Here is a 25,760-nt window from a genome sequence, read left to right on the forward strand (position 1 = left end):
AACCCAACTTCACCGACGGGCCGGGAGTGGACTGGGAAGTCGGGATGCGCTTCGTCAGCAGCAATACCGGTTCGATCCAGGCGGTCCGCTATTACAAGTCCCCCAGCGAGACCGGCACGCATGTCGGCCGCATCTGGTCGGCTACCGGGCAGCAGCTGGCAAGCGTCACCTTCACCAATGAGACCGCCTCAGGCTGGCAGCAGCAGACCTTGGCAAGCCCACTGGTCATCAATGCCGGCACCACCTATGTCGTCTCGGTCAATGCCAACAGCTACTATTCGCTGACCTCGAACGGCTTCGCCAACCCGATCAGCAATGGCGGATTGACCGCCCCGGCCGGCGCCGGTGTCTACAACGAAACCATCGGCACGTTTCCAGCCCTCGTCTACCAGAACGAAAACTACTTCCGCGACGTCGTCTTCTCTGCTGGATCAAGCGTTGCCTTGCGGGACAACGCCACCATCTACGTCAGTGAAACAGCGGGCGCTGCAACAATCACCGTCGTTCGCACAGGCAGTACGAGCGGGCAGCTGACACTGGAGTACACGACCAACGAGATCGGCGGAGCCGGAGCGGCACAGGCTGGAGCGGACTATACGTTGCCGACCTTCAATGGCCGAGCCAATACCGGCCAAGTTGTTTTCGAGGACGGCGAGAGCAGCAAGACGTTTGCCATCCCAATCGTCAATGATCCTGATGCCGAAGGAACCGAGACATTTTCTGTCGGCATCCAGAATCCCGGACCTGGTGGCTCCCTGGCAGCGCCGCGGACTGTTCTGGTCTCCATCGTCGACAACGATTCCGCACCCACCATCTCCCTGAACAATCCGGTCATCACCTTGTCGGAGGCGGCCGCCGCCGCCACCATCACGGTTCAGCGCAGCGGAAACATCGATGCCACGGCCACCGTCGCATATGCAACGAGCAATGGCAGCGCGATCGCGGGCTCCGATTATACGACAACAACGGGCGTGCTCACCTTTGCCGCAGGGCAAGCGATCCAGACCATTTCTGTTCCGCTGCTCAACAACACGACGGCCGAGAGCAACGAAAGCTTCACTTTAACCTTGAGCAACCCGACAGGTGCTGTCCTGGGGAGCCAAACGACTGCGACCGTCAACATCCTGGACGACGACAGCAACCTCGGCAATCTGGTCCGACAGACCGTCGTGTCCGGCTTGACCGAGCCAACGGCCCTCGATTGGACCCCCGATGGCCGCTATATGATTGTCGCGCAGCAGAATGGCATTGTGCGGGTGGTGGACAACGGCACGCTCAGATCGACGCCGCTTGTCGATTTGTCCAGCCAGGTCAACTATACGCCCGGAGATCGGGGGATGCTGGGGCTGGCAATTCATCCGAACTTCGCGGCAAATCCATACGTCTATCTGCTCTACACCTACGATCCGCCGGAAACCGCGAATGGAACCGGCCTGGCGGGACCGGATACCAAAGGGAACCGTCCTTCGCGCCTCATTCGGCTTACGGTCAACCCCAACACGATGATTGCCGATCCGGCCAGCATGGTCGTGCTGGCCGGTACCAACAGCACCTGGGCATACACCAGCCGTCCGGATCTCGACAGTACCGGCGCTGTGAACATACCGCCGTCCGGCATCGTCAACGGCACCACCATTACCGCCCCTGCAAGCCAGATCGAGGTGGGAACGCAGGACAACGATCCAGATCGCGCCGGAATCCAGAACCAGAATATTCGGGACTATCTGGCGACGGACAGTGACTCCCATTCCAATGGAGCACTCCATTTCGGGCCCGACGGCATGCTGTACTTCAGCAACGGAGACGGCACCTCATACAATTTCATGGACCCTCGCACGGTTCGCGCCCAAGACGTTCACAATCTGTCCGGCAAAGTCCTGAGGATAGATCCGATGACCGGCGCGGGCGTTCCGGGGAACCCCTTCTATGACCCCGCAGATCCGAACAGCAATCAGTCCAAGGTATTCTATTCGGGCGTGCGCAACGCCTATCGCTTCACCTTCGATCCAGTGACCAACCTGCCCGTGCTCGGAGATGTCGGCTGGACCACTTGGGAGGAAATAAACACCGGCCCTGCAGGATCGAATTTCGGTTGGCCCTATCTGGAAGGTCCTGGCCGAACGGGCGGCTACCAGGATCTCCCTCAGGCGATCAGCTTCTACAACAATGGGAACCGAAACAGCCCTTCTGATCAGGCTGCTGTTTTTCCGCTGCTATCGAGAAGCCACGGTTCGCCCGACAACGCCACTGCGATCACCGTCGGGGACTTCTACAACGACAACACCCTGATGTTTGCGGATCTTGTCAATGGAAATGTCTACACCGCAACGATGAACGCAAGCCGGCAGATCTCGAACGTACAGGTCTTCGATACGGGCGTCGCCTATCTCGTAGACATTCAGAAGGGACCGGACGGCTGGCTTTACGGCGCTGATTTGGGCACCGGCACTATCCGTCGCTGGGCAGACCCCAATGCGCCGACCGGCGCGACCCTGTTGACACCGACTTGAGCCGCAGCATTCAGGATGGGATTGGTGGCACGGCTCATTCGGTCGTCGTGAACAAGGCTGCCGGCGTAACCGGTGTTTCACACCCACCTTGAACGATTCATTTGATAAGCAGATGTTTACCGTCGCGACGCATGGATAGGTGTTCATATCAATTTGATTGCAAACTGCTATATAGCTTCCCACTCTCATCGGCACGGACGGCGATCTACCCCTGCTCTATCAATAGTAAAAATTAGAATGTTAAACATTGTGAACGTTGTAAGTCGGAAGTCACCCTATCGGTCTGAATTCTGTTTCTTATGATCTACATGCCCACGTCCATATCCAACGTTCGGCGCATGCACGCTCTTGACGGCTTGCGCGGCCTGGCAGCGCTCGGTGTCGTGGCCTATCACTATCTCGATACACCCGCTTACTATGGTCTCCTTGGCGTCGAGCTGTTCTTTGTCATCAGCGGCTTCGTTATCCTGATGACGCTGGAGCGCGTTCGCTCGCTTTCCCAATTTGCCATGGGCCGTGCCTGCCGCCTGTATCCCGCTTACTGGCTTTCCGTCGCGGCAGCTGGCCTATTCTTGTGGGCAACCAACCAAACCCCCGGGAAAACCGTCCTCATCAATGCCACGATGCTACAGGCTTTCCTCTACGCGCCCAATCTCATCAGCCCATATTGGACCCTGGCGTACGAACTCGTGTTCTACGCTGCGATGGCCATCGTGTTTGCGGCCAAACGCCTTCGGAATATCGACGTTGTTGCGGTTGCTTGGCTGGCCCTCATGATCCTGGTCAGAAGCCTCATGCTCCTGACTGGACATGGCTTTCGCCTCTACAACGACTGGATGGTGCAGTCGCTGCTCATGCCGCAGTTCGGCCACCTGTTCATCGCCGGCATGATGCTCTACCGGATCAATACCGGCCGGGCGACGATATTGACCCGGGTGGCGCTCGTCCTTTCCGTTCTTTACTCGCTCTTCGGCCGTTCGGATTGGGCGCATATCGGTCCGCTCCTCTATTTCTCGGTCAATGCGGCGTTCGTCGTCGCCGTGTGGGCCGCCTCGACGGGCCGCGCACGAGCTTTGGCCACACCATTGCTGGCCGAGCTGGGGGTCTGCTCCTATTCCCTCTACCTGTTGCACTTGCCCGTGAAGCTGATTTTGAGCCATCTTTTCGGTCAACTGAGCGAGCAGCCGTGGTTCCCCTTCATTGTCCTTTTCCCAGCCGCCGTCGGGGCCGCGCTTCTTTCACGGAGATACGTCGAACAACCTGCTCAGCTGTGGGCCAGGAAGCGGCTCGAGCCTGCCCCTGCGACGGCCGAAAAAACTGTTTGAATCGCGCAGGCTGCGGAGACGGTGCGGTATTTCAGCTCAAGCAAGAGAAGACGAGACGGGCGTCACCAATGTCGTCGTCTGGCCCAGGCCATTCGAGCGTTCACGACGGGTTGCGCTCGGTGCCTCGACGGTGGCGGTCAACGGTCGCATCCAGCGGGAGTCAGAAGGACACATTCGGCCCGAAGCGGACAGGCCGGCTCCCTGAGGCGATTTGTCTTCGCGCCCATAGTTGACGGCCCCATGGGCAGGTGACATTTTCACGAGCATGGGTTTCCCCCGTACGCGCCCCAGTTGGTACCTCCTGAATAGGTGACGTCATCGTGAGTATGGGTCCGCACCGCAAAACCGATCTCGAATGTCGAAGTACGCGAAAGACAAGTAAAGCTGGGTCAGAAGATCGCTCTGCTGGTCGGCGCAATCGCAATCGCGGGCTTGGCGATCCAGTTCCTGTTGCAGCTTTGGCCTCTACGTCATTGACGTCCTCGCCGCCCTCTCAATGCCGTTACACGCGTTGCTCCGCTTCATAAGTCCATGGCAGTAGCTCATCGAAGGGTATCCATCCGAGCAAGGGATTTCGGGGATCGCACGGGGTAATGTCGGTTCATGGAAAGGCGCGTGTGAATTGCGCCGGGCGGCAGGGCTGGGAACGAAGTCTTGCTTCGCGTTGGGAGCAGACTGGGAAACGTCAAGCTGGTCAATGCGCCGTAATTGGACTCGGAGAGGTGACATCGATGCAGATGGGAGTCTCCAGATCAAGGGTCCAACAGGGTGGGATTGTCGGTTTCATTGCGTGGGCTCTGTCATAGTCCATAATTTGGACAGCCACTGGAAATGGCAGCTCTCCTGCACCCTGATCGTAGCGCATGATTGTCCTAATGAATTTCCCTGAGGTCTTCGATATCCAGATTTCTATCGCCGCACTCCATTTGTATCGGTGCCAATGTGCGGAGTAGTGAAAAGCAAGACCTTCTTCGGTTTGCGAGTCGCCGAGCTCTTTACAAGACGTGAAGACTGGCAGTCCCGAATCTGCATCGAGTGGGGTACGAATAGGCAGCCGCCGTTCTTCACCCCAGCCGGCATTTTCAATTTTGTAATAGACGAGATTGTCTATCGCTCGCACTTCCACGTAAGGCCTGAGATGACCATCTTCTTGCAACTCTGATAAGGTATAGCTGTAGCGCCCGCTATTATGCATGTTTTCGTATGCACGGTTGACGGCATAGCAGGATTTATCCTCCCCATTGAAGGCCAGATGAGAAGAGCGACTACCTTCCGCGCTGTGAGCGGTTGCGGTCTTGGTCAGAATTAAACAAAAAACGGCTGCAGCTATAACACGCATGGGAGACCTGGGAATGAAATGACTGATAAAGTCTGAAGATCTATTTATGCGTCGCATTGATGTCTGTGCAATTTCTTGCTTTTCTACGTCGACGGGGAAATCTGTAAGCGACACGCTGGTGTGATAGTGTCCACCACGAGGGTCAGGTTGTATGTTCGGACGCGAGCCCACCAACAGCCGGGATCAGAGGTGGTAAGTTAAGTGTCCTGTCCACCGCGCCACTGAAGTCGACTAACGCCCTACCAGAGCGCTAAGGGAGGGACTGAATATGCGGAGATATATATTTAGTTTTGTAAGAATTCTTATGATTATAGAAGATAGACATGGAATCTATGCTGTAATATCCGGGCTTTTAATTTCTGTATTTGCCTGGATTCCTCTGGTTATCTTGGCGAAAGAGTTGTCCTCTGAGTTCGCAATCGGACCGGCGCTTGCGAATTCGTGCGTTCTACTTGTATTTTCGCCTTTTGTTGTATTGTTTTACGTTTCATTTGCCTTGTTATCTGATGAGATTTCTGGATATTTAACCGGGCGAACCGTGATCGGAAAAGAACCTGGTTCTCTTAAGCGCAAAATTCGGCAGATAGCGCGGGTCTAAAATCGACGGAACAGCGCCATCTTTATAATCCGGTCCGTGAGAAATATCGAAAGTGTCGGGCCGTGCGGAGCGTCGCTTGGGAGCGGACCGGAAAATTGCCTCCGCACGACCCAACTCTGAGATGGGGTGGATCGCAAGCAGAAAAGGCGTGTGCGATCCGAAGTTACTACCTCTCTGCCGGCGATCCGGTGAGTTAACCTCACTGTGCTGCCTGTGGTTCCCGTACACTACCGGACAAAAGCCCTCGCAAGGGGGCAAGTCTTGGCAGGTGACGCCAGGCATTGTGGAGATTGGAACATGAGCCGCCGCCAAACATTATGTGCTTGCAACCTGGCTCATTCCCATTGAAGGAGATTCCACGTGAATAACTTAATCTGGCTCGTCGGCGCCGTCGTCATCGTGCTCGCTATCCTGAGCTTCTTCGGCTTCCGTTGAGAAAGAAGTGCGGCGGCTCAACTGCACCATCCATGAACGCAGGAGCACGCCGCTACGCCGGACGAAGAACCCGACCGGCGCAGCATGTTATATGGGGAGCATTAGCAGCGACTTAAATGTCTGCTGTCGTACCCACTGTGGATCGAGGCTGTCCGGTCGAACTCGCGACTGGATGCGTCCGCCTTTGATGGCGCCCCACATGGATACGGCGCCATGAGGCCGCGGGTGTTAGAACCCTTCACTTTGATACGATCCGCGGATGAGCTCGACTGAACATCACTCGTGACCGATGTTCCGACCCACGTTGTCCTTGCCGCCCTAATCTGTGATCGCCTTTCCATGGACGAGCAACGGGAGTTTCGCCATGGAGAGTACATTGGAGGTTCTCACGACCGGGAAGTCCGGACGTGAGGTTCACCGGCAACGGCCGGACGAGGTCAAGGCGCAGATCGTTTCGGAGAGCCTTAGGCCCGGCTTGCCGCCCGACGCTCTAGCGTTCCTCCAGAGCTTCCTTGCGCAATACGTGTTTCATCACTTTCCCGGAGCCGGTCCGGGGCAGGCTGGTGACGAAGCGAAACTCCTTCGGCACCTTGTAGCGGGCGATCAGCGACTGGCAATGCCGTGCAAGTTCCTCAGGGTCGGGGCGCCGATCCGGGGCCATGACAACATAGGCTCGTCCGACCTCGCCCCAGCGCTCGTCTGGAATGCCGATGACCGCCACCTCACGGACACCGGGGTGTTCGGCAAGCGCTGCCTCTATTTCGACCGGGTAGACGTTCTCGCCGCCGGAAATGAACATGTCCTTGCGGCGGTCCACGATCGAGATGAAACCGTCCTCGTCGCGGCGTCCGACATCGCCGGTTCGAATCCAGCCATCCGCCGTGAAGCTGCGCTGCCGTTCTTCCGGCCGGTTCCAGTAACCGGTGACGACATTGAGCCCGAAGACCAGGATCTCCCCCGGAGACCCGTCGGGCACGTCGCGGTCGTCGTCATCCACCAGCCGTATGGCCGTCAGTGGTCCCGCAAGGCCGACCGCGCCCGCCTTGGCGCGCAGAAGCTCCTGCGACAGGGGCATGCCGAGAGTGGTTCCGGTTTCGGTCATGCCGTAGCCGTCGACCATCCGCACGCCGTGATCGAGCCACCAGCGGATATTGGCCGGCGGGTTCGGCGCACCCCCGGTGAAGAGCGCCTTGAGCCTGCTCCACCGTTCGGGCGCGAAGTTCGACGCACGGCGAAGGGCTTCCGCCATCTGGGGCACGCAGAAATAATGCGTGACGCCGAAGTCGGGATTGCCCAGCCGCTCATTGGTCAGTTCGGGATCGAAGCCGGGCGAGACGATGAAGGTGCCGCCGCGCAGCATCGGCGGCCAGATCTGCGTGACAATGCCGATGACATGGAACATGGGGCTGTCGCAGAGGAACACGCAACCGGTGTCCACCTCGCCCAGAATATTGAAGTTCACCGCCGTCGCCAGCAAGAATTGCGAGGTCAGCAGCGCACCCTTCGGCACGCCTGAGGTGCCGGAGGTATAGAGAATGATGCAGGTGTCGTGACCGGAGTGCGACGTGCATCGCGGTCCCGGCTCCGCGACCGCGACATCGGAGGCGAAATTGCGAAAGCTCTTGGCGCGGCAGCCGGGCGGCAGTTCCGGGATACCCTCGTCGGTATAGAGGATCGACGGCGTGCAGTCCCTCAGCAACTGCCCGAGTTCCTGCTGTGACAGGCGCCAGTTGAGCGGAACGAAGATCGCGCCGAGCCGCATCAGCGCCTGCTGCAGGATGACCTGATGCACGTTGTTGCGGGCAAGCACAGCCACCCGGTCGCCCTTCACGATGCCTTCAGCGCCCAACACGGTCACGGCGCGCTGGATATCCGTGTCAAGCTCCCGGAAGCTCCACTGCCGATTGCCGGCAAGAGCGACGCAGGCCGTCGCCGCCGGCCGGAGGCGCGCGTGAAGCGCCACCGGATCGGGTGAAATGAAGTCCAGCATTTTTCCTCCTCCCTTTCTCCTCCTCGGATTCAGAGAACCGTGCGGTCTTTGTCATAGGCCCCGAGGCCCGGCTTGTAGGATTTTCCGTCGATGAACTGCCGGATGCCCTCCTTGCGCCCCTCGTTGTCGAAGGAGTTTGCGGCCTCCTGGGCGCGGACGAGATAATCCTCCGCCTCGTCATAGGTCATCACGCCGACGCGGCGGATGGCGTCCTTGGTGGCTTTGAGCGCGACCGGGTTCTTTGCGCGCAGGATCTTCGCCACCTCGATCACCCTATCCTTGAGCTGGGCAAGCGGCACACTTTCGTTGACGAGGCCCCACTCGGCAGCCGTCTTTCCGTCGATCGGCTCACCCAGCAGCGCATGATACATGGCCTTGCGGAAGGGCAGCAATTCCACGGCGACCTTGGTCGCTCCGCCGCCCGGCAAGATGCCCCAGTTGATTTCCGAGAGGCCGAACTTCGCTTCATCCGCCGCGAATGCGAGATCGCAGGCAAAGAGCGGACCGTAGCCGCCGCCGAAGCACCAGCCGTTGACCATGGCGATGGTCGGCTTCTGGTACCAGCGCAGCCGACGCCACCAGCCATAGCTTTCCCGCTGTGACCGGCGGACCCCCTTGAGCCCTTCGGCCTCCGTTTCCCGGAAATATTCCTTGAGATCCATGCCGGCCGTCCAGGCGGCCCCCTCCCCGGTCAGCACCAGCACCGCGACATCGGAACGGAACTCGAGTTCGTCAATTACCTCCATCATCGCCCGGTTGAGCGTCGGGCTCATCGCATTGCGTTTGTCGGGACGGTTGAAGCGCACCCATGCGATGCCATCGATGACATCAAATGCGACAGTCTCGGTATCGTTGGCCATGTGGCCTCCTTGGAAATGCATCAATCGGGTCGTTGCGGCGACGCGCGCCGCGGACTTTCTTTTCTGGCGGGCGCTGCCCCCAGCCTGTCAGAGCGGGAAGTGGCCCGGCTGTGTCTCGACGGTGATCCAGCGCAATTCGGTGAACTCGGCGATACCTGCCTTGCCGCCGAATCGGCCATACCCCGAGGCCTTGGTCCCGCCGAAAGGCATCTGCGCCTCGTCATGCACGGTCGGGCCATTCACATGGCAGATGCCCGAGCGGATGCGGCGCGCGACCGACAGCGCGCGGGACGTATCACGGCTGAAGACGGCGGCCGAGAGGCCGTATTCGCTGTCATTGGCCAGACGCACCGCGTCGTCCTCGTCCTTGGCGCGGAGTATGGCGACGACGGGGCCAAAGCTCTCCTCGGAATAAAGGCGCATGTCGGAGGTGACCTTGTCAACCACCTGCGCAGGCAGAAGCACGCCGTCGGCTGCACCTGCACCGGTGACGGTGGCTCCCTTGGAAACGGCGTCGGCTATCAGCGCTTCGACTTTTTCAACCGTGCGGGCATCGACCACAGCGCCCAGCGGAGCCTTTCCCTCGCGGGGATCGCCGGCCTTTAGCGCCTTGGCGCGTTCCGTGAACTTCACCACGAACTCCTCAGCCACTTCGGGCACGACGATGATGCGTTCGGTCGACATGCAGATCTGGCCCTGGTTGAAGAAGGCTCCGAAGATCGCGGCCTTTACCGCCTCGTCGACGTTGGCATCCTTCAGCACGAGAAGGGGCGCCTTGCCGCCGAGTTCAAGCAGGACGGGTTTCAACTGCCGGGCGGCGCGTTCCGAGATGATGCGCCCGACATTGGTCGAGCCGGTGAAGTTGATCCGGCGGATAGCGGGGTGATCGATCAAGGCGCCGACGATCTCGGCTGCGTCTTCCGGCGCATTGGTCACAAGGCTGACGACACCGGCCGGAAGACCGCCCTCCTCCAGCGCTTCGACGATCAGCGCATGGGTATGCGGGCAGATTTCCGATGCCTTGAAGACGACGCTGTTGCCGCAGGCAAGCGGCGTAGCAACGGCGCGCACACCCAGAATAACCGGCGCGTTCCACGGCGCTATGCCGAGCACGACACCGGTCGGCTCGCGGATCGCCATGGACAGGCAGCCCGGCTTGTCGGAGGGGATCACTTCGCCGGAAACCTGCGTGGTGAGGGCCGCTGCCTCGCGCAGCATGGATGAAGCCAGCATGACGTTGAACCGTGCCCAGGCGATCGTCGCTCCGATTTCCGAGGCCATGGCGGCAACGACGGCGTCGCCCTTGGCCGCCAACGCATCGGCCGCCTTCAAAAGGATGGCGCGGCGCGCATTGGGGCCGAGAGCCGCCCAGGCGGGGAACGCCGCCGCTGCCGCATCGGCCGCCGCAACGGCATCCGCGACGGTGGCTGCCACAGCCTCGCTCGCGACCTGACCCGTGACGGGATTGAGACGCCGGAAGGTCCGGCCGGTGGTGGCGGCGCGTTCCGCCCCAGCAATACGCATGGAAACAAAAGTCATCTGGCTCCTCCCAGAGCGACCCGGCAGCGGTTACCATCTGCCGGCGGGTTAACCGCTATGCGACATAGCGGATTGACTGCTATGTCGCATAGCATTATGGATATTGCAAGAGGACATCGTGAAGGACGACGAAATGCCACTGGAAATGCCGAAGCGAGAAGAGGACGTCGAGGCTTCGATCAGCCGGCTGGAGGATCTGGTCGGCTATCACCTGCGCCGTGCGTCGGTTTTCGACCTGCAGGGCGCCGTCTCGGCGCTGGAGCCGGCCAACACGCGGCCGGTGCCGATGAGCGTGCTTCTCAGCATCATCGAGATGCCCGGCATCAGCTCGGCCGATATCTGTCGTGCGCTCGGCATGCAGCGCGCCAATATCGTCTCGATCCTGGCCGATCTCGAGGAACGCGGGCTTTTCCTGCGTGAGGCGGATTCGTCTGATCAGCGAATCCAGCGTCTTTTCCCGACCCGCCGCGGCGAGGAGGAAGCCGCCCGATGGCTGGCGCTGATCGCCGACCATGAGCGCAACATGCTTTGCCGCCTAAGCGCGGCTGAACAGAAGGAGCTTCGCCGGCTTCTGGCGAAGATCTGGCAGGAGGATGGGCCGAAGCAGGGCTAGGCCCGAAACCGCGGGGAGAGGCCCCGCTTTCTGGGAGGAAGTAATGCAAACCAATATCGACCACCGCTCCGGCGGGCGGCAAGCGCTTTCGCTTGCCTTTCTCGCGGCCGTCATCGAAGGCTTCGACCTTCAGGCCGCCGGCGTCGCCGTGCCCAAGCTCGCACCGGCTTTCGGGCTGACCCCGCAACAAATCGGGTTCTTCTTTTCGGCCGCAACGTTCGGCCTGATCTTCGGGGCGCTTGCCGGCGGCCGCATTGCCGACGGATGGGGAAGGCGCACCGGTCTCGTGCTTTCGCTCGTGACCTTCGGCATCTTTTCCGTTGCAACGGTCTTCGTCTCCAGCTTCGAACAGCTCGTCGTCATGCGCTTCCTGACCGGTGTGGGTCTTGGGGGCGCCTTGCCGAACCTCGTGAACATTGCAGCGGAATCGACCGATCCGGCGCGGCGCGGGCGAGCCGTCGCGATCATGTATGCCGGCGTGCCGCTCGGCGGCGCTGTCGCAAGCGGGGTGGCCATGCTCGGCCTGCATGGCGACGACTGGCACTCGATCTTCGTCGTCGGCGGTGTCATGCCCCTCATTCTCGCACCGTTCATCCATAACCTGCTGCCGCCGCTGCGGGTGCTGAAAAGCGAGGTGAAAACCGTCTCGGGCGCCGTATCGCGCATCTTCGCGCCGCAGACGCTCATCACCACGACGGCGCTCTGGGTGTCGTTCTTCCTCGGGCTGCTGGTGGTCTACCTACTCCTGAACTGGATGCCGCAACTCCTCGTCGCCCGCGGTCTTGCCCGCAACGAGGCTTCGTTCGTGCAGATCCTGTTCAATCTCGGCGGCGTGGTCGGCAGTCTCATCGGCGGACGCATGCTCGACCAGAAGAACCCGGTCATGCCGGTTGCCCTCGGCTTTGCCGCTGCAGCGGGCGCCCTTCTCATGCTCGGCCTGCTGCCGGCCAATTTCGGCCTGACGCTTGTCGCCGGGGCGCTGGTGGGCGGTGCCATCCTCTGCGTACAGGCCATTCTCTACGGCGTGGCGCCGCAATGCTACCCCTTCGAGATCCGCGGCACGGGCGTCGGCGTTGCGGTTGCGGTCGGACGGCTAGGCTCGATTGCGGGGCCGCTGCTCGCAGGCTTCCTCGTGGCCGGCGGCAGCACGCCCTCCGACGTGATGTTCGCTCTCGTGCCGATCACGCTGCTGGCCGGCCTGACGACGGTTCTGCTGCTGGTGCGCCGTGAGCGCAGCCTGCAGATGGCCTGAGGAAGAGGCCGCCGCATGCTCGACCTATCGACGCTTCGGGCCATCGGTGTTCACACCCACGCCGAGGAGCCCTGCCGCTGCCACGCCGACGACGGCTATGACGATCTGCAGGCTGCCATGGCGCGGTATTTCCGCGCGCCGTGGCAGCACTTTCCCGTCGATGCCGAACGCGAGACCGGCTATCGGCGCTATGCCAACGAGGAGGTCGCGGAGGCGGCCTCCCGCCATCCCGATATCCTGATCCCCTTCGCCTCGATCGATCCGGCCCGCGGCCGCATGGGCGCAAGGAAGGCGCAGCGCCTCGTCGCCGATTTCGGCATCCGGGGCTTCAAGTTTCATCCGACCATGCAGGGCTTCTATCCAATGACCGGATGTGCTGGCCGCTCTACGAGGCGATTGCGGAGGCGGGCGTTCCGGCGCTCTTCCACACCGGCCAGACCGGCGTTGGGTCGGGCATGAGGGGCGGCAACGGAATGCGGCTGAAATATTCCAATCCGATGTATCTCGACGACGTGGCCATCGATTTCCCCGACATGCCGATCGTCATGGCCCATCACTATTTTCCCTGGCAGGAAGAGGCGCTCGCCGTCGCCGTGCATAAGCCCAATGTCTGGATCGACCTGTCGGGCTGGCGACCGCGTTATTTGCCACCGATCCTTGTCCAATACGCCAACACCCTGCTGAAGGAGCGAATGCTCTTCGGCTCCGACCGGCCGATGATTACACCGGAAGGCTGGATCGAGGGATTTGCCGACCTTCCGATCTGGGACGCCGTCCGCCCGAAGATCCTCAAGGAAAATGCCATGCGGCTGCTCGGCCTGCCTTCTGCCGATGAGAGAAGAAAAACCCATGATCCCCTTCGAAGCACCCGCCGAGACCATCCTCTTTTCGCTGCGGCATGTCGCCGGGGCCGGGCGAATTCCAGCCTGGGACGACGATCTCGTGCAGGAGGTTATCAGGCAGTTTTCCCGACTGGCCGAGGGTGTCGTCGCGCCCGCGGATGAGGCCGCCGATCGTGACGGTTGCCGGCTTGAGGATGGACGGGTGCATATGCCGGAAGGATTGGTCGCGGCCTATGCCGCGTTCGCCGAGCAGGGATGGCCAGGGCTTTCCATTCCGGAAGAGGCCGGCGGCCAGGGCATGCCGGCTCCGGTTCTCGGGGCCGTGACGGAGATTTTCGCCGGGGCCAGCCATGCGCTGCAAATGATTGCCGGCCTCGTTCCCGGCGCGTCGCGAACGCTTGTCGATTATGGCACACCCGATCAGCAGGAGCGCTGGCTGCCGCGTCTCGCCTCGGGCGAGTGGCTGGCCACCATGGCGCTGACGGAACCCGGCGCCGGTTCCGACCTCTCGGGCATCCGGACCCGTGGCGAACACGGACCAGATGGCTGGCGCATCTCGGGCGAGAAGATCTTCATTTCCGGCGGCGATCAGGATCTGACACCGCGTATCCTCCATCTCGTGCTCGCCCGCACGCAAGGTGCCGCGGGCAGCACACGCGGGCTTAGCCTGTTTCTCGTTCCCTCCCATGACGATGCCGGCGCGAGGCTGCCGGTGCGGGTGACGCGGATCGAGGAGAAGATGGGCCTGCATGGCTCGCCGACCTGCCAGATGCTGTTCAATGGCGCACCGGCCGAGCTTGTCGGCAATGAGGATGAAGGGCTGAAGGCCATGTTCACGATGATGAACCACGCCCGCCTCGACGTTGCCCTGCAGGGGGTTGCCCATGCCACCCGCGCGGCGCGGATCGCAACCGAATATGCCCGGGGCCGGCGGCAGGGGAAAATCGCCGGCGAGGCCGGTCCGGTGACGCTCGCGAGCCACCCGGATGTGCGGCGGATGCTCGATGAGGCCGAGGCCATCGCCATTGCCGGACGCGCGCTTTGCCATGTCGCCCTGGTCGAGCTGGAATTGCAGGAGGCGCCCGAACTCGTCGATTTCCTCACGCCCGTCTGCAAGTTCGCCTGCACCGAAGGCGGCGTCGCCGCCGCCAATCTCGCGATCCAGGTGCTAGGCGGATACGGCTATCTGCGGGAATACCGGGTCGAGCAGATCCTGCGCGATGCCCGCATCGCGGCGATCTACGAGGGCACGAGCGGTATCCATGCGCTTACGCTGGCGACGCGACTGCTGCGCCACAACGGAGGGAGCGCCGCAGATGCCTTCGCGCAGTTTGTCCGCTCTTCCGGTGCGGATTTCGAGCTTTCCGTATGGCAGGAAGCGCGCGGGCACATGCTCGCCGCCACGGATCCCGCGCCGGCGGCCGATGCCTTCATGCGGCTGACGGTGGAGACGGCATACGCGGCTATCTGGCGTCGCCTGTCTGCCGTCGCCGATCATGCTCCGGCCCCTGCCCGGCTCCGCGCGCTTGCGGCACGCCAAGCAATGTTCGGTCCGTCATCTCTGCGGCACAAGGCTGAAATCGTCTCAATAACCTTGAGGATGGACGAGCCGTCCCCGGGAGCCGCCCATCTGCACGAGCCTGCCCATATGAAAGAAAAAGAGTGGAGCTGAGCCGGTGACTGACGCGCCTGGGGCTGCTTTCGCCCGGCTGTCGCTCGTTGCCTGTCGGGGGTGTTTTCGGTGGGAATCAACACACATGAACGTCAAACCGTTCGCGGAGTTCATCGCGGAGCGCACCTACCTCTTGGTCGACGAACGTCAGAATGCCAAGGTCCGGATCTTCAGTGCACTCTGTTGTGGAAGTTTGGGCGCTGGAGATCCAATCGTCGCGCCGACCGAAACACCAGCGATCTCGGAATTACACGCGGGCAACTTTCCGCGCGAGCGCCAGAAACCCGAACAGGTGAGGCGAGCGGTTGTCGCGACGATAGTTTAGCGAGAGTTTGGTGCCCGGATTGAATCCTTCAAAATTCCGGTAGACGACCCCGGTCCGCTCATTGAGGGCGACCGACTGGGGGACGACGCACACACCCACGCCGACCGAGACGAGACTGATAGCGGTCAGGAAGTCCTGAGCCATCACCTGTGAGGCAGTGATGAAGCCGTTCCGCTTGCAGACGTCGAGGACGTAGTCCGCGTAGCTCGGCCTCGGCCGGCGCGGGAAAAGCACGAACGGCGTATCTCGCAGCTCCCCGAGTTTCAATGGATCTGGAACATTGGCGTATACGTCTGGTAGCGCAAGGACCAGCGGCTCCTCGATCAACGTCTCGGATTTCAGCTCCGGATCCTCGATCGCGGGACGCGCGACAGCAATATCGATCTCCCGTTGGATCAGTGCGCGCTGCAGCTCGGCGTTGTTCATGGCAGAGAGAGCCAGCTCGATATCCGGATGGGCGAGTCGAAATGCCTTGATGATGTTGGGGAGGACGCCGAACGTCGCAGTGCCGACGAAGGCGATCCGGAGACGCCCTGCAACCCCCTCGCCGATGCGCCTCACCTCGCGCTCCGTCTGGTCAACGCGCTCCAATATTTCTCTTGCCCGTTCCTGAAGCAGTTCGCCGGCTTGGGTGAGCCTGATCTGGCTGCGGCTGCGATCGAACAGGATCGCGCCGATCTCCTTTTCGAATTGAGCTATCTGGCGACTGAGCGGAGGTTGGGCAATGCCGAGCCGCGCGGACGCCCTTCCGAAATGCAGCTCTTCCGCTACCGCCAGAAAATAGCTCAGCCGTTTGAAGTCCATCATCGTCCGTCAGGCATGAGTCAGCTCCGCATGGGAGTGTCTCGTAAGCTCCAGCGCCTCCTGAAAATAGGGCCGGAAGGCGGCGGGGTTCTCGCTCATCGGAAAATGCCCAAGATCCTTCATGATGGCAAGGGTGGCGCCCTCAATGGCCTCCGCCGTCCGCCGGGCGTCCTCGGGTGTGCAGGTGAGGTCGTATTCGCCGCACATGATATGCACCGGCGTCTGTTTCGTGTCGATCGTTCCCAGCCTGCCAGTGAGGCTGTCGTCCTTCGTGTAGAAACTGAGATCGCCGCGGAACACGCCCGGCCCCGATTGCATGAACATCCACTGGGTGTTCCAGCGCTCGAGGGGGGGCGCCTGAGGGGCAATATTGGCGGACACGAGGGCGGCGCCCATCTCGCCGCCGTGGGCGTCGGGACGATGAAACCAATCAATGTCGTACCACGCCGGCTGGAAATCGGACGCCTCGATGGCGACGAAGCCGGCAAAGCGATCGGGATGCAGTGCTGCCAGTTGCAGAGCGATCCGGCCGCCCATTGAGCACCCCGCGAGCAGTGGCTTCTCCAGCCCCAGCGCACTGCAAAACGAGAGCACTGTTTGAATGTAGGTTCCGGTGGTCAGCAGGTATTCCGCAGTCTCGAATCCTTCCGGCGGCAAAGACTTGCCGTGCCAGGGCATGTCGAATGCCAGGAAGCGGTGCGACTTGGTGAAACCCTCGTCGTTGAGAATGAAACGCCATTGGCGTGTATCGGCCCCGGCCGTATGCAGGCAGACCACCGGACGGCCTTGGCCGGCTTCCTCGAAGTAGACCCGCAACGGTGTGCCCTCGACGGTCAGGCGGATATACCGGCCGGTGATCAGTTCGATCGACGATGTCATGGGCGTTCCTCCCGTCGACCCAGTGCCATGAATTCCTTGAAATAGCGTAGGTTCTTCACGAGAGTCAGAATGTCTCCGTCGATGCGGCCGTGCCCATATTTCACGAGGCCGAAGATGTCATGGTACCCAGGCTCTGGCAGCGGGTGCCAGAATTTGTCCAGCGCCTCACCTTTGACCCTGAGCGCGAAGCGCCACGGTAGTTTCTTGCTCGGACCTTCCTTGATCTCAACCACGCGGCCCTTCTCGAAGGTGAGGTAGAATTCATCCCGGTCTATTTCGAGCAGCACGGTCTCATTGAACAGGCGCCCGAGGCGCAGGAGATGAGGGGTGGCGTTGAGCCTCTCCGCCATGTCTTCGAGTTTGAACCGATGGAGTGCGTACGGCATTTCCGGTGTCATTGGCTTCCTGCCTTCCGGGCCATGAAGCGCACCTTATCTTCGTCGAGGATCATGCCGAGGCCTGGGCCGCTCGGTACATGGATCTCGAACTCCTCGAAGACCAGCGGCGCCGCGACCAGATCGTCCACGAGAATACGGGGGCCGAAGTGCTCGCTTCCCCATTCGAGCTTGGGGAGCGTCGAAAACACAGCCATGTGCGCTGCTGCGCCAATGCTGCTTTCAAGCAGGCATCCGCCATAAAGCTCGATACCGAATGCCTGCGCGATGCCGGCCGCTCGCTTGAGCTCAAGAAGCCCACCGCTTTTGACCAGCTTGAGAGAATAAACGCTTCCGCAGGCCTGCGAGGCGACACTCGCCAGTTCCGTGTTGGTGAAGGCCGCCTCGTCGATGAGAAGCGGGATACGGGTCCGCGAAGCGACACGTGCCATGGCGTCACGTTGGGACGCCGGAACCGGTTGCTCGATCAGGGCCACGCCGAGTTCCTCGAGCGCGGGAAAGAGCCTGAGGCATAGTGCTTCCGTCCACGCTTGATTGACATCGACGATCAGCCGCACGTCGTCGCCCAGGCCGGCGCGCAAGTGTTGCAGGCGCCTGACGTCGGCATCCGGCGTGTTGAAGCCGAGTTTGATCTTGAAGTCCTTGTGCTGACGCAGGCGTAGCTTCTCGCGTGCCTCCTCGAGTTCCTGTCCGGAATCGCCGGAGGCAAGCGCCCAGATCACGCCGATTCTGTCGCGGACCTGCCCGCCGAGCAACGCACTGGCGGGCAGGTCGAGCGTGCGGCCGACGGCATCAAAAAGTGCCGACTCAACCGCCGCCTTGGCAGCGAAATTGCGCGTGGCCGCCTTTGACATGCGCACGGCATTGGCCTCGAACATCATCGCATTCTGATCTGCTAGGGCGGGGGCGAGATATTTCTCGATGACCGCCTGTATTGACTCCACACTCTCCTCGGCCCAACGCGGCCCACCGAGCGTAGAGGCCTCGCCGATGCCCGTGACACCGTTCTCAAGCAGAACCCGCACGAGAACAAATCCCTGGTGGGCGATCTCCGTGTTCGAAAGCTTGTGCCGGCGAATGGTGGGAGCCTCGAGGATGGTCGCTACGATGGACCGAAGCCGCATGTCCCGCATACCGGCCGCGGATTGGTCAGGCGTTGGGGATGGTTCAGCGATGGCGGGGGGCATGTTCCTATTGCCTTTCGAGCTGATCCGCAGAGACGCCGCTCGGCGGATCGATGCTGGAATGCTGCTACGGTGATTACTCGGCGGCGACAGACATGGTGCCGGTAGCCGGCTTGAGCTTGAAATCGAATTCCATGACGAGGTCCGTGTCCGCGCCAGCTCCGGCTTTGCCCATCTTGCCGATGAGGCTTTCCTTAACGGCGAAGACGGCGTCGTTGTCGAGATACTCGGTGTCCGCGTCATAGATCTGCGACACAAGGCTTTGATAGCCATCTTTCTTGAGCATGAAGTGGATATGGCCAGGGCGCCACGGGTGGTGGCCCATATAGTTCAGCAGTTCGCCGGCTGCGCCGTCGTAGGGGATCGGATAGGGAACCGGCCGAATACCGACGAATTCGTATTTGCCTTTTTCGTCGGTCAGGAAGCGGCCGCGAAGATTGTAATCGGGCTGATCCGGATCCTGCTGTTCATAGAGACCGTTCGGCGCGTCCTCCCAAACGTCGACCGTCACGCCCTCAACGGGACGTCCGGCCGTATCGCGCACGGTTCCGCGGACACGTACGGTCTCAGAGCCTTCGAAGCTCTTCTGAACAATCGAGGCACCCTTCGGCAAAACCGGCGGGTTGTCGCGATAGAACAGCCCGAGGACAGTAGATTCGCTCTCACCATCGGTCACGGCGTGGTCGAGCATGTCGACCAGAACTTCGACACCCAGGATATCGGAAAGCAGAATGAACTCGTTGCGAGCGTCATCAGAGATGTGTCCGGCGCGGACGAGGAATTGACAGGCTTCAATCAGCTCCGCGTGGGTGATCTTCGCCTCGATACAGAAGGCGTGGATGTGGCGGATCAGGCTTTCAAGAATCTCACGGTTGCGGGCCGGGATATCCGAAGACAGCGCGGCGATTACGACATCCGAGATGTTTTGCTGGGTTACGTTTCGCATTTTCTCCTCCTCAAACGTGTAAGTATGCGGTTCATCTCACCACATAAGCTCGGTCTCGACCTGCAGCAGGCAAGCCGCAGTAGTTCGCGTATTTTCCATGGCGCCGAATTTGCCTTTGAAGAAAAGCAGCGGTTCATCGCCGTCGCTTCTCGCGAGCGCCTGAACCCGGCCGACGAAAATCGTGTGATCGCCGGCGAGGATTTCGTCATGGACGATGGCTGAGAACGTGACAAGCGCGCCGCGGATCACCGGAAGGCCATCGAGAGTGTCGAACAGATCGTGTAGATCAGCGTTTGGCTTGCCTGCGAAGTGCCAGGCAACAGCGTCCATGCCGCAAGCAAGAACGCTGACGGCGAAACGCCCCGATTTCTGGATCTTCTCGAGCATTCGCGCCTTCTCTGCAATTGAGATGGCAATCAGTGGCGGATCGAGAGAAATCGACATGAACGCGTTCGCGGTCATGCCGTGATCGTGGCCGTCGCAATGGGTCGTGATGATGTTCACGCCGGTCGCGAAGACACCACAGGCGTCGCGAAACGTGCGGGGATCAAGCAGTCGCATGGTGCCCTCCGTTGTCATTGGATACTCGAAACGGCGGAAGCTCCGACCATCCTTCCAGTCGTTCCGCCTCGAGGAAGCGTCCTGCGGCCCTAAGGGCTCGAATCCGAGTGCTCGATACAACCTCGCCAGACTCGCAGCATATGGCCGGAAGGATGCGAGTATCGAAGTGGCTGGCTAGCAATGCCGGGTTTCCCTTCTTGCAGGAACCGAAGCGGAAATCCGAGCCGAGCCAAATGACCTGCGGCGAAAGCCGACCGATTTCGCGAATGAAATCATTTGCTGTGCGGGCCCGATAGGACGCGTCGAAACGGGCGACGACGATGTGATCGGGGCCGAGGGCGCTTATCCGCTCGATTTTCTCATCGATCGAAGTGAGGGGGCGGGCACCGCACAGCACGGCCTTGGGAGGCGGATCGAATGTGTAGACGACAGAGGGAACGCCGAGACTTTGCGCATTTAGCACAGCCGACCGGATCAACGCCTGATGGCCGCCATGAACCCCGTCGAAGGCTCCGATCGTCAGGGCCGATCCGCAAAGCGTCAATTCTGCCTCATCTTGAATCTGCACATGAATGCGGGGGTGATGATCCATGGTCTCCTCCCATGTTCCCAGCCGTGGCGCCTTCTCCAGCGCCATCGATGAGTAAATCTAGCGCCTGACGGCATGCTCTGCGATGCCTGAAGCGGTATCGCATGATACCTATCAATCGCTCCCTTTAAGCGCATAGTTCTCTCCCTCGGAAAGGGAAGGAGTGCCCTTTCGGATCAAAGCGCCGCACCGGCACGCAGCCCACCCGGCCAAAATGGAGGAGTGAACGACATGCACAATCTGGCTATCGCGTCCGAGGAGAACGCAAACTCGACCGACGCCTACACCGGTTCGGAGTTCCTGGAGAGCATTCAGGACGGCCGCGAGATCTACATCTATGGTGAGCGCGTCAAGAACGTCACCGAGCATCCGGCATTTCGGAATTCCGCGCGCATGGTGGCGCGCTGGTACGATCGCTTCCACGAAAAGAAGAAGGAAATCGGCGTGCTGACCGACACGGGGTCGGGCAAGTTGACGCATCCCTTCTTTCTCGGCTCCAAAACGAGCGAAGACCTCATCAAGTCACGAGACGCTATTGCCGAGCTGCAGAAGGTCTCCTACGGCTGGATGGGCCGGTCCCCTGATTACAAGGCCTCGTTCCTCGGAACGCTGGGTGCGAATTCCGACTTCTACGGCGAATACGCCCAGAATGCGCGCACCTGGTATTCCCGCACGCAAGAGCGTCTCGATTATTGGAATCACGCCATCGTCAATCCGCCGATCGACCGTGACCGCTCGATCGAGGAGGTGCGCGACGTCTTCATGCATGTGGAGAAGGAAACGGACAAGGGGCTCATTGTCTCGGGAGCCAAGGTCGTCGCGACGGGCTCGGCGCTGACGCATTACAATTTCATCGCCCACTACGGCATTCCAATCAAGGACAAGTCCTTTGCGCTAATCTTTACCGCGCCAATGGACTCGCCTGGCATCAAGCTCATTGCCCGCTCGTCGTACGAGTTCAACGCGGCCGCGACCGGATCCCCGTTTGACTACCCGCTTTCCAGCCGCCTCGACGAGAACGACTCCATTCTCGTCTTCGACAAGGTATTGGTGCCTTGGGAGAACGTCTTCATCTACGGAGACGTCGACAAGATCAATCAGTTCTTCCCAGCATCGGGCTTCGTCCCACGCTTTACGCTGCACGGCCTTACGCGCCTGTCGGTGAAACTCGACTTCATCGCCGGTCTCTTCTCGATGGCTGTCGAGGCAACGGGCTCGAAGGATTTTCGCGGCGTCCAGGCCGGCGTCGGCGAGGTCATCGCTTGGCGCAACACGTTTCATGCACTCGGCGATGCGATGGTGAAGTCGCCGGTTCCCTGGCAGGGAACGGAAGGCTACAACCTTCCGAACCTCAATGCCGGCCTTGCCTACCGCGTGTTGGCGCCGATGGCCTACCCGCGGATCAGGGAGTTGATCGAGCGTCACGTTGCCAGCGGCCTCATCTATCTGCCGTCGAGTGCTGCCGATTTCGAAAGTGAGGCAATCCGTCCTTATCTCGACCGCTTCGTACGTGGCTCGAACGGCTATGCCGCGCTGGACCGGGTCAAGCTCCTAAAACTTCTGTGGGATGCCATCGGCACCGAGTTCGGCGGTCGCCACGAGCTCTATGAGCGCAACTATGCCGGTAACTATGAAAACCTTCGGATCGAGACCTTGGGAGCGGCGACAGCCACCGGCGATCTCGCGTCCATGCAGTCCTTGGTGAAGGCCTGCATGAGCGAGTACGACCTCTCCGGGTGGACGGGTTCTGATCTGATAAATCCTGATGACATCAGCCTCGTCGGCCGAGGGTCCGTCCAAGCAGCTTAGTGGTTCCACTTTGGTTCGCTTCGCCTTACCGTAGCGCCAGAAGCCTCCAACCCTTTAGATCAGGGTTGGAGGCATTTCTTTGCCACCTTGCTGTTTTTCCATACGTGCCGTTGCCGTCTGGATCGTATGAGCTCAAACCCGCCGTTCATCGTACCGGACCGCAACGGCAGCAACGAGTCGGATCGTAACCTTCGCGGTCTCCGGTATCAAAGTCCGCGTTTGGCGCATTCCTGCCATCAAAGCCGCAGCGGTAGCTTTCGGAACGGCCCACCGCTTGGTCAATATGGGAGGTAAACACCGCTGACCATCACTCGGCGATTTCTTTCGAATTGTCTTGGAAGTGGGCTCGAGCAGTCTCGTCAAGATCGATCAGCTTGTCGATCGCTTCCTGAACAGCGGCGGGGTGATCGGACATAGTGCGGTTCCGGTACGATGCCGGACAAAAAAAGCCCCGCCGAAACGGGCAAGTCTTGACAACACGGATCGCACAGGAGGAACACCCGTGCTTTCCTGTTGCCTCAACGAACGAGGACCGGCTAGGTTCCGTTACAGCGTTGGAGATAGTTAAACTCAGCTTCGGCCTTCTGATTAGGCCAATCTCCGCTTGCTACGGTTTCGATTTTCGCCAGCCGGCCGCTCAAGTCGTCTGTGTGATCCGGAACGGCCTGCAGTGGAAGGATGTGCTGTTTATCCGAGCTCGTCGATCTCGCAATCACGAGATGAGGTGTTGAATGGCCCTTCCGACGAGCCGCAGCTCGTCGAACTGCGTCACAAATTCATAGGATATGACAAAGAAACCAGAGAAGAACAGACCTGGAAAGCGCTCCTCAGCCGTTAGCACAGACGGCATCAATAGCTTCTGAAGAGGGCGTGCAACCAGAAGGGCTGTGCACACGCCTACAAAAGCGCCACCCAGGATGTCGGTCGCATAATGATAGCCAGCATAGATGCGCGGCAGGCAAATCACGAACGTCGACCAGATGAAGCAGGCCGCACCAAGCGGTCGGGATGCACGCCACATTGTTGTCGATACCGCGAAGGTCAGCGCGGCATGGTCACTGGGGAAGGAACTCCAATGCTCAAGCGCTTTCGGATCAACGCCCAAAGGCAGCACGAAGTCGGGATTGCCTGAATGCAGCGGCCTGAGACGCTCTGGCAGGAACAGTTGTATAAATCGCGATATGCCAATTCCGAAGAACATGTCGATGATGCATTCGACAACAACCGGCTTCCACTTATTTCGAAAAAACCATAGAAACCACAATAATATAAATAAAGTCAGAAATTTTACAGTGTTCAAGTCAAGAAAATGAATAATGAACTTATTCGCTATGATCGACTTGGATGAATATTGACCCATCAGCTTCATCACGAAGGTGTCGAGACCGTTCAGCATTGAGAAGCCAGCCAATTTCTTTGGTTTGGAATGATCTATGATGTATAGTTATGTCATCATCCCATTAAGACCACTCCGCGCAGCCGGCGACACAGCAATAGTGCTCGATAATCAGGTTAGCGCCCGGCGCCGATGATGCCTTTATGCCCTTGTCCACTCACGGTGATTACAGCAAACTCGTTTGCACCGGCTCCCCGGCGTTACTGATGATGGTGGAGCCATAGGCCTCGCGCGATATCACCCTGATTGCATCGTTCGGCAGCGGGCGGGCGAGCGCCTTCGCCTCTTCCCAAGGGGCGCGCATCCACACGTCGACTTCTTCTTGCGTCAGCAGCAAGACCGGCATCGCCTTTCCATGGATCGGTTTGACGACGTCGTTGGGGTCGGTGGTCAAGAAGCCGTAGAGGTCGTCGCTCGTAAGACCATCCTTGACTTTCCGAACGCTTTGCCATTGCGGAACGTGGATCCCAGCGAAGAACATCAACGGCCTACTGTCGTCACGGGCGAACCACGCGTTCGGCGTGCTTCCACCGTCCTGTTTGCTGGCGGGATCGGGTTCGGCAAAACTGGTCACCGGCACTATGCAACGGCTCTGGACGCCGAACCATTTCTTCCAGTGCGAAACATTGAGGTTGCGGACGTTGGTGACGCCCTTATCCGGCTCCATCCGGATGAGCATGTCCATGTCGACGGGCTTGGCTTTTTGGCGCAATTTCTCTGCCCGGGCCTCAGCTGCCTGTTTGATCACGAAGAATGGCGAAGGAAGACCCCATCTCGCATGGACAAGCTGCTTGCGGCCATCTGCTGTGTTGCGGACGATCGGGCCCAATTGGTCCGGGTTCATCTGGTAGGCCGGCATCAAATTGACCAGACTCTCGACGTCTTTAGCCCACTTATTGACCCAATCCTTCGCATCCATCCGGTATAGGTTGCACACATCTCCCTCCTTCGGCGTCCAGGCCCCATTGCGGGCCACTTCGTCCGTATCGATAAACTGGCCGTCCCAGCGATCCCTGAATTGCTCTGCAGCTTCGCGGCTGCTGAAGCAAAAGACAAGATAGCTATCCCACTCGATCGACGCCCTATAGCTCTTCGATCTGCTGTCCAGTGCGAGCGCGGAGGTGATGACCGTACCCCCGATCGTGAACGGAATAGGGGTGTTCGCCGGAGTGATAGTTGCCCCACCAGAGTATGACATGATGAGGAAGATCAGTTTTTAGGCGCCAGCGGGCGCTAGGGTTATCTCGGCGCGATGCCATCCTACAAAACTCCGTCTTCCCAGATTGGTTTTTTGACCGACGTCACCTTGACCAGTCGGCGCACTGGAAGCTTGCCGATTTCCGCCCCCCAAATCTGAACGACCTTCAGATTCATGTATTCCCTTCGGTCGCAGAGCTGACACCGGAACCGGCCGGCCAAGCGATCGAGGCTCACGTCCTTCGTCAGCTTCAACAGATCTCGCGGAAAAAACCGGTAAGTCCTTCGACACAGCTGGCACGTTACCTCGAGCAATTGGTTAGCATCAGCCGCGTCGCGCAGGGTCCACCCGCGCAACTTCTTGGAATAGTTGATTTCCGGCATGGTCAGTCTCGGTCGTATCTCGGCCGCCACCCACGCGTGATCCCTCGGCCCATAGCGCCTTCGGTCAGCACTAGCTGCCAGCGAAGGTGACGGATGTCTGCCAGGAGCGTTCCTATCGCCGCTTGCACATCGCCTTTGTGATGGGCAAGCACCTCGGCAATCTCATCATCAACCATGGCTTCGCCAATCGGCTGCTCGCGCATCCCGTGCTCCATACTTTAGTTTTCAGATTGGCGGCCGCACGCCGATGTTCTCATTATGTTCACGCGAGCGAAGGAGTCAATAATCCTCTACTTCTTTTCGAGGGCGGCTGATG

General features: G+C 60.2%; 21 protein-coding genes and 1 pseudogene. 7 read left to right on the forward strand and 15 right to left on the reverse strand.

Going from position 1 to position 25,760, the window contains the following annotated elements; all coding sequences use genetic code 11:
* Together FHT70_RS30375 and FHT70_RS17855 are read left to right on the forward strand one after the other, a co-directional pair.
* Positions 1-2,510 (forward strand): DUF4082 domain-containing protein (locus FHT70_RS30375; protein ID WP_246721862.1); only part of this gene is annotated, 2,510 nt, incomplete at its 5' end.
* Between the two features lie 299 nt (positions 2,511-2,809).
* Positions 2,810-3,835 (forward strand): acyltransferase, encoded by a 1,026-nt coding sequence (locus FHT70_RS17855; RefSeq protein WP_183703522.1) that lies wholly within the window; start codon positions 2,810-2,812, stop codon positions 3,833-3,835.
* A gap of 694 nt (positions 3,836-4,529) precedes the next feature.
* Here FHT70_RS17855 and FHT70_RS17860 read toward each other — a convergent pair.
* The 4 genes from FHT70_RS17860 to FHT70_RS17875 form a co-directional block, all read right to left on the reverse strand.
* Positions 4,530-5,174, reverse strand: coding sequence for a hypothetical protein (locus FHT70_RS17860; RefSeq protein WP_183703525.1), 645 nt, complete (start codon positions 5,172-5,174; stop codon positions 4,530-4,532).
* Between the two features lie 1,523 nt (positions 5,175-6,697).
* Positions 6,698-8,197 carry an AMP-binding protein gene (locus FHT70_RS17865; protein WP_183703528.1) on the reverse strand — a complete coding sequence of 500 codons (1,500 nt, stop codon included), beginning with the start codon at positions 8,195-8,197 and terminating at the stop codon, positions 6,698-6,700.
* A 29-nt stretch (positions 8,198-8,226) separates the two neighbouring features.
* The gene (locus FHT70_RS17870; RefSeq protein WP_183703531.1) at positions 8,227-9,057 is read right to left on the reverse strand and encodes a p-hydroxycinnamoyl CoA hydratase/lyase; all 831 of its coding nucleotides are present in this window, start codon (positions 9,055-9,057) and stop codon (positions 8,227-8,229) included.
* Positions 9,058-9,144: 87 nt separating this feature from the next.
* A complete protein-coding gene (locus FHT70_RS17875; protein WP_183703534.1) occupies positions 9,145-10,596 on the reverse strand; it encodes an aldehyde dehydrogenase in 1,452 nt (483 codons plus the stop codon).
* Between the two features lie 118 nt (positions 10,597-10,714).
* On the opposite strand from FHT70_RS17875, the gene FHT70_RS30380 reads away from it, so the two are divergent.
* From FHT70_RS30380 to FHT70_RS17895, 4 genes and pseudogenes are all read left to right on the forward strand, one after another.
* Complete coding sequence (locus FHT70_RS30380) at positions 10,715-11,209, forward strand: MarR family winged helix-turn-helix transcriptional regulator (RefSeq protein ID WP_183703537.1); 495 nt, start codon at positions 10,715-10,717, stop codon at positions 11,207-11,209.
* A 43-nt stretch (positions 11,210-11,252) separates the two neighbouring features.
* Entirely contained in the window at positions 11,253-12,461 is a 1,209-nt protein-coding gene (gene mhpT, locus FHT70_RS17885) for a 3-(3-hydroxy-phenyl)propionate transporter MhpT (RefSeq protein ID WP_246721863.1), read from the forward strand.
* Positions 12,462-12,476: 15 nt separating this feature from the next.
* A pseudogene (locus tag FHT70_RS30385) lies at positions 12,477-13,465 on the forward strand (amidohydrolase family protein).
* On the forward strand, positions 13,353-14,975 hold the full coding sequence (locus tag FHT70_RS17895) for an acyl-CoA dehydrogenase family protein (RefSeq protein WP_246721873.1): 1,623 nt from the start codon (positions 13,353-13,355) through the stop codon (positions 14,973-14,975). Before FHT70_RS30385 ends, FHT70_RS17895 begins: the two are co-directional and overlap by 113 nt.
* A 247-nt stretch (positions 14,976-15,222) precedes the next feature.
* On the opposite strand, the gene FHT70_RS17900 is transcribed toward FHT70_RS17895, so the two are convergent.
* The 7 genes from FHT70_RS17900 to FHT70_RS17930 form a co-directional block, all read right to left on the reverse strand.
* Complete coding sequence (locus tag FHT70_RS17900; protein WP_348649556.1) at positions 15,223-16,107, reverse strand: LysR substrate-binding domain-containing protein; 885 nt, start codon at positions 16,105-16,107, stop codon at positions 15,223-15,225.
* Between the two features lie 6 nt (positions 16,108-16,113).
* Positions 16,114-16,983, reverse strand: a complete 870-nt coding sequence (locus FHT70_RS17905; RefSeq protein WP_183703546.1) for an alpha/beta hydrolase — start codon at positions 16,981-16,983, stop codon at positions 16,114-16,116.
* Complete coding sequence (locus FHT70_RS17910; RefSeq protein WP_029616264.1) at positions 16,980-17,381, reverse strand: hypothetical protein; 402 nt, start codon at positions 17,379-17,381, stop codon at positions 16,980-16,982. The genes FHT70_RS17905 and FHT70_RS17910 overlap by 4 nt, the downstream gene beginning before the upstream one ends.
* On the reverse strand, positions 17,378-18,565 hold the full coding sequence (locus FHT70_RS17915; protein WP_183703549.1) for a muconate/chloromuconate family cycloisomerase: 1,188 nt from the start codon (positions 18,563-18,565) through the stop codon (positions 17,378-17,380). The genes FHT70_RS17910 and FHT70_RS17915 overlap by 4 nt, the downstream gene beginning before the upstream one ends.
* 73 nt (positions 18,566-18,638) lie before the next feature.
* Entirely contained in the window at positions 18,639-19,508 is an 870-nt protein-coding gene (locus FHT70_RS17920; protein ID WP_183703551.1) for a dioxygenase, read from the reverse strand.
* Between the two features lie 36 nt (positions 19,509-19,544).
* A complete protein-coding gene (locus FHT70_RS17925) occupies positions 19,545-20,069 on the reverse strand; it encodes a flavin reductase family protein (RefSeq protein WP_183703554.1) in 525 nt (174 codons plus the stop codon).
* Positions 20,056-20,661, reverse strand: a complete 606-nt coding sequence (locus FHT70_RS17930; RefSeq protein WP_183703557.1) for an FAD synthetase family protein — start codon at positions 20,659-20,661, stop codon at positions 20,056-20,058. The genes FHT70_RS17925 and FHT70_RS17930 overlap by 14 nt, the downstream gene beginning before the upstream one ends.
* Before the next feature lie 228 nt (positions 20,662-20,889).
* Between FHT70_RS17930 and FHT70_RS17935 the strand changes: the two genes are divergently transcribed.
* Positions 20,890-22,467: a 4-hydroxyphenylacetate 3-hydroxylase N-terminal domain-containing protein gene (locus tag FHT70_RS17935; protein WP_183703560.1), complete on the forward strand. Its 1,578-nt coding sequence runs from the start codon at positions 20,890-20,892 to the stop codon at positions 22,465-22,467.
* 712 nt (positions 22,468-23,179) lie between these two features.
* Here the strand turns inward: FHT70_RS17935 and FHT70_RS17940 are convergent.
* The 4 genes from FHT70_RS17940 to FHT70_RS30390 all read right to left on the reverse strand — a co-directional run bounded on the left by FHT70_RS17940 (position 23,180) and on the right by FHT70_RS30390 (position 25,647).
* Positions 23,180-23,863: a phosphatase PAP2 family protein gene (locus FHT70_RS17940; protein WP_183703563.1), complete on the reverse strand. Its 684-nt coding sequence runs from the start codon at positions 23,861-23,863 to the stop codon at positions 23,180-23,182.
* A 166-nt stretch (positions 23,864-24,029) separates the two neighbouring features.
* Positions 24,030-24,800 (reverse strand): SOS response-associated peptidase, encoded by a 771-nt coding sequence (locus FHT70_RS17945; protein ID WP_183703646.1) that lies wholly within the window; start codon positions 24,798-24,800, stop codon positions 24,030-24,032.
* Between the two features lie 323 nt (positions 24,801-25,123).
* Positions 25,124-25,444 carry a hypothetical protein gene (locus FHT70_RS17950; RefSeq protein ID WP_183703566.1) on the reverse strand — a complete coding sequence of 107 codons (321 nt, stop codon included), beginning with the start codon at positions 25,442-25,444 and terminating at the stop codon, positions 25,124-25,126.
* 2 nt (positions 25,445-25,446) lie between these two features.
* Positions 25,447-25,647 (reverse strand): hypothetical protein, encoded by a 201-nt coding sequence (locus tag FHT70_RS30390; RefSeq protein ID WP_246721864.1) that lies wholly within the window; start codon positions 25,645-25,647, stop codon positions 25,447-25,449.
* Positions 25,648-25,760: the final 113 nt, after the last annotated feature.

Origin of the sequence: Rhizobium sp. BK049 (assembly GCF_014193135.1) — a bacterium.
Lineage (GTDB): Bacteria > Pseudomonadota > Alphaproteobacteria > Rhizobiales > Rhizobiaceae > Rhizobium.

Coding starts and splice junctions, on each gene's coding strand:
- FHT70_RS17865 (WP_183703528.1), bottom strand. CDS start 8,197: ATGCTGGACTTCATTTCACCCGATCCGGTGGCGCTTCACGCGCGCCTC.
- FHT70_RS17875 (WP_183703534.1), bottom strand. CDS start 10,596: ATGACTTTTGTTTCCATGCGTATTGCTGGGGCGGAACGCGCCGCCACC.
- mhpT (WP_246721863.1), top strand. CDS start 11,253: ATGCAAACCAATATCGACCACCGCTCCGGCGGGCGGCAAGCGCTTTCG.
- FHT70_RS17950 (WP_183703566.1), bottom strand. CDS start 25,444: ATGCCGGAAATCAACTATTCCAAGAAGTTGCGCGGGTGGACCCTGCGC.
- FHT70_RS17940 (WP_183703563.1), bottom strand. CDS start 23,863: ATGCTGAACGGTCTCGACACCTTCGTGATGAAGCTGATGGGTCAATAT.
- FHT70_RS17910 (WP_029616264.1), bottom strand. CDS start 17,381: ATGACACCGGAAATGCCGTACGCACTCCATCGGTTCAAACTCGAAGAC.
- FHT70_RS30390 (WP_246721864.1), bottom strand. CDS start 25,647: ATGCGCGAGCAGCCGATTGGCGAAGCCATGGTTGATGATGAGATTGCC.
- FHT70_RS17930 (WP_183703557.1), bottom strand. CDS start 20,661: ATGGATCATCACCCCCGCATTCATGTGCAGATTCAAGATGAGGCAGAA.
- FHT70_RS17920 (WP_183703551.1), bottom strand. CDS start 19,508: ATGCGAAACGTAACCCAGCAAAACATCTCGGATGTCGTAATCGCCGCG.
- FHT70_RS17935 (WP_183703560.1), top strand. CDS start 20,890: ATGCACAATCTGGCTATCGCGTCCGAGGAGAACGCAAACTCGACCGAC.
- FHT70_RS17915 (WP_183703549.1), bottom strand. CDS start 18,565: ATGCCCCCCGCCATCGCTGAACCATCCCCAACGCCTGACCAATCCGCG.
- FHT70_RS17855 (WP_183703522.1), top strand. CDS start 2,810: ATGATCTACATGCCCACGTCCATATCCAACGTTCGGCGCATGCACGCT.
- FHT70_RS17900 (WP_348649556.1), bottom strand. CDS start 16,107: ATGATGGACTTCAAACGGCTGAGCTATTTTCTGGCGGTAGCGGAAGAG.
- FHT70_RS17905 (WP_183703546.1), bottom strand. CDS start 16,983: ATGACATCGTCGATCGAACTGATCACCGGCCGGTATATCCGCCTGACC.
- FHT70_RS17925 (WP_183703554.1), bottom strand. CDS start 20,069: ATGCGACTGCTTGATCCCCGCACGTTTCGCGACGCCTGTGGTGTCTTC.
- FHT70_RS17860 (WP_183703525.1), bottom strand. CDS start 5,174: ATGCGTGTTATAGCTGCAGCCGTTTTTTGTTTAATTCTGACCAAGACC.
- FHT70_RS17870 (WP_183703531.1), bottom strand. CDS start 9,057: ATGGCCAACGATACCGAGACTGTCGCATTTGATGTCATCGATGGCATC.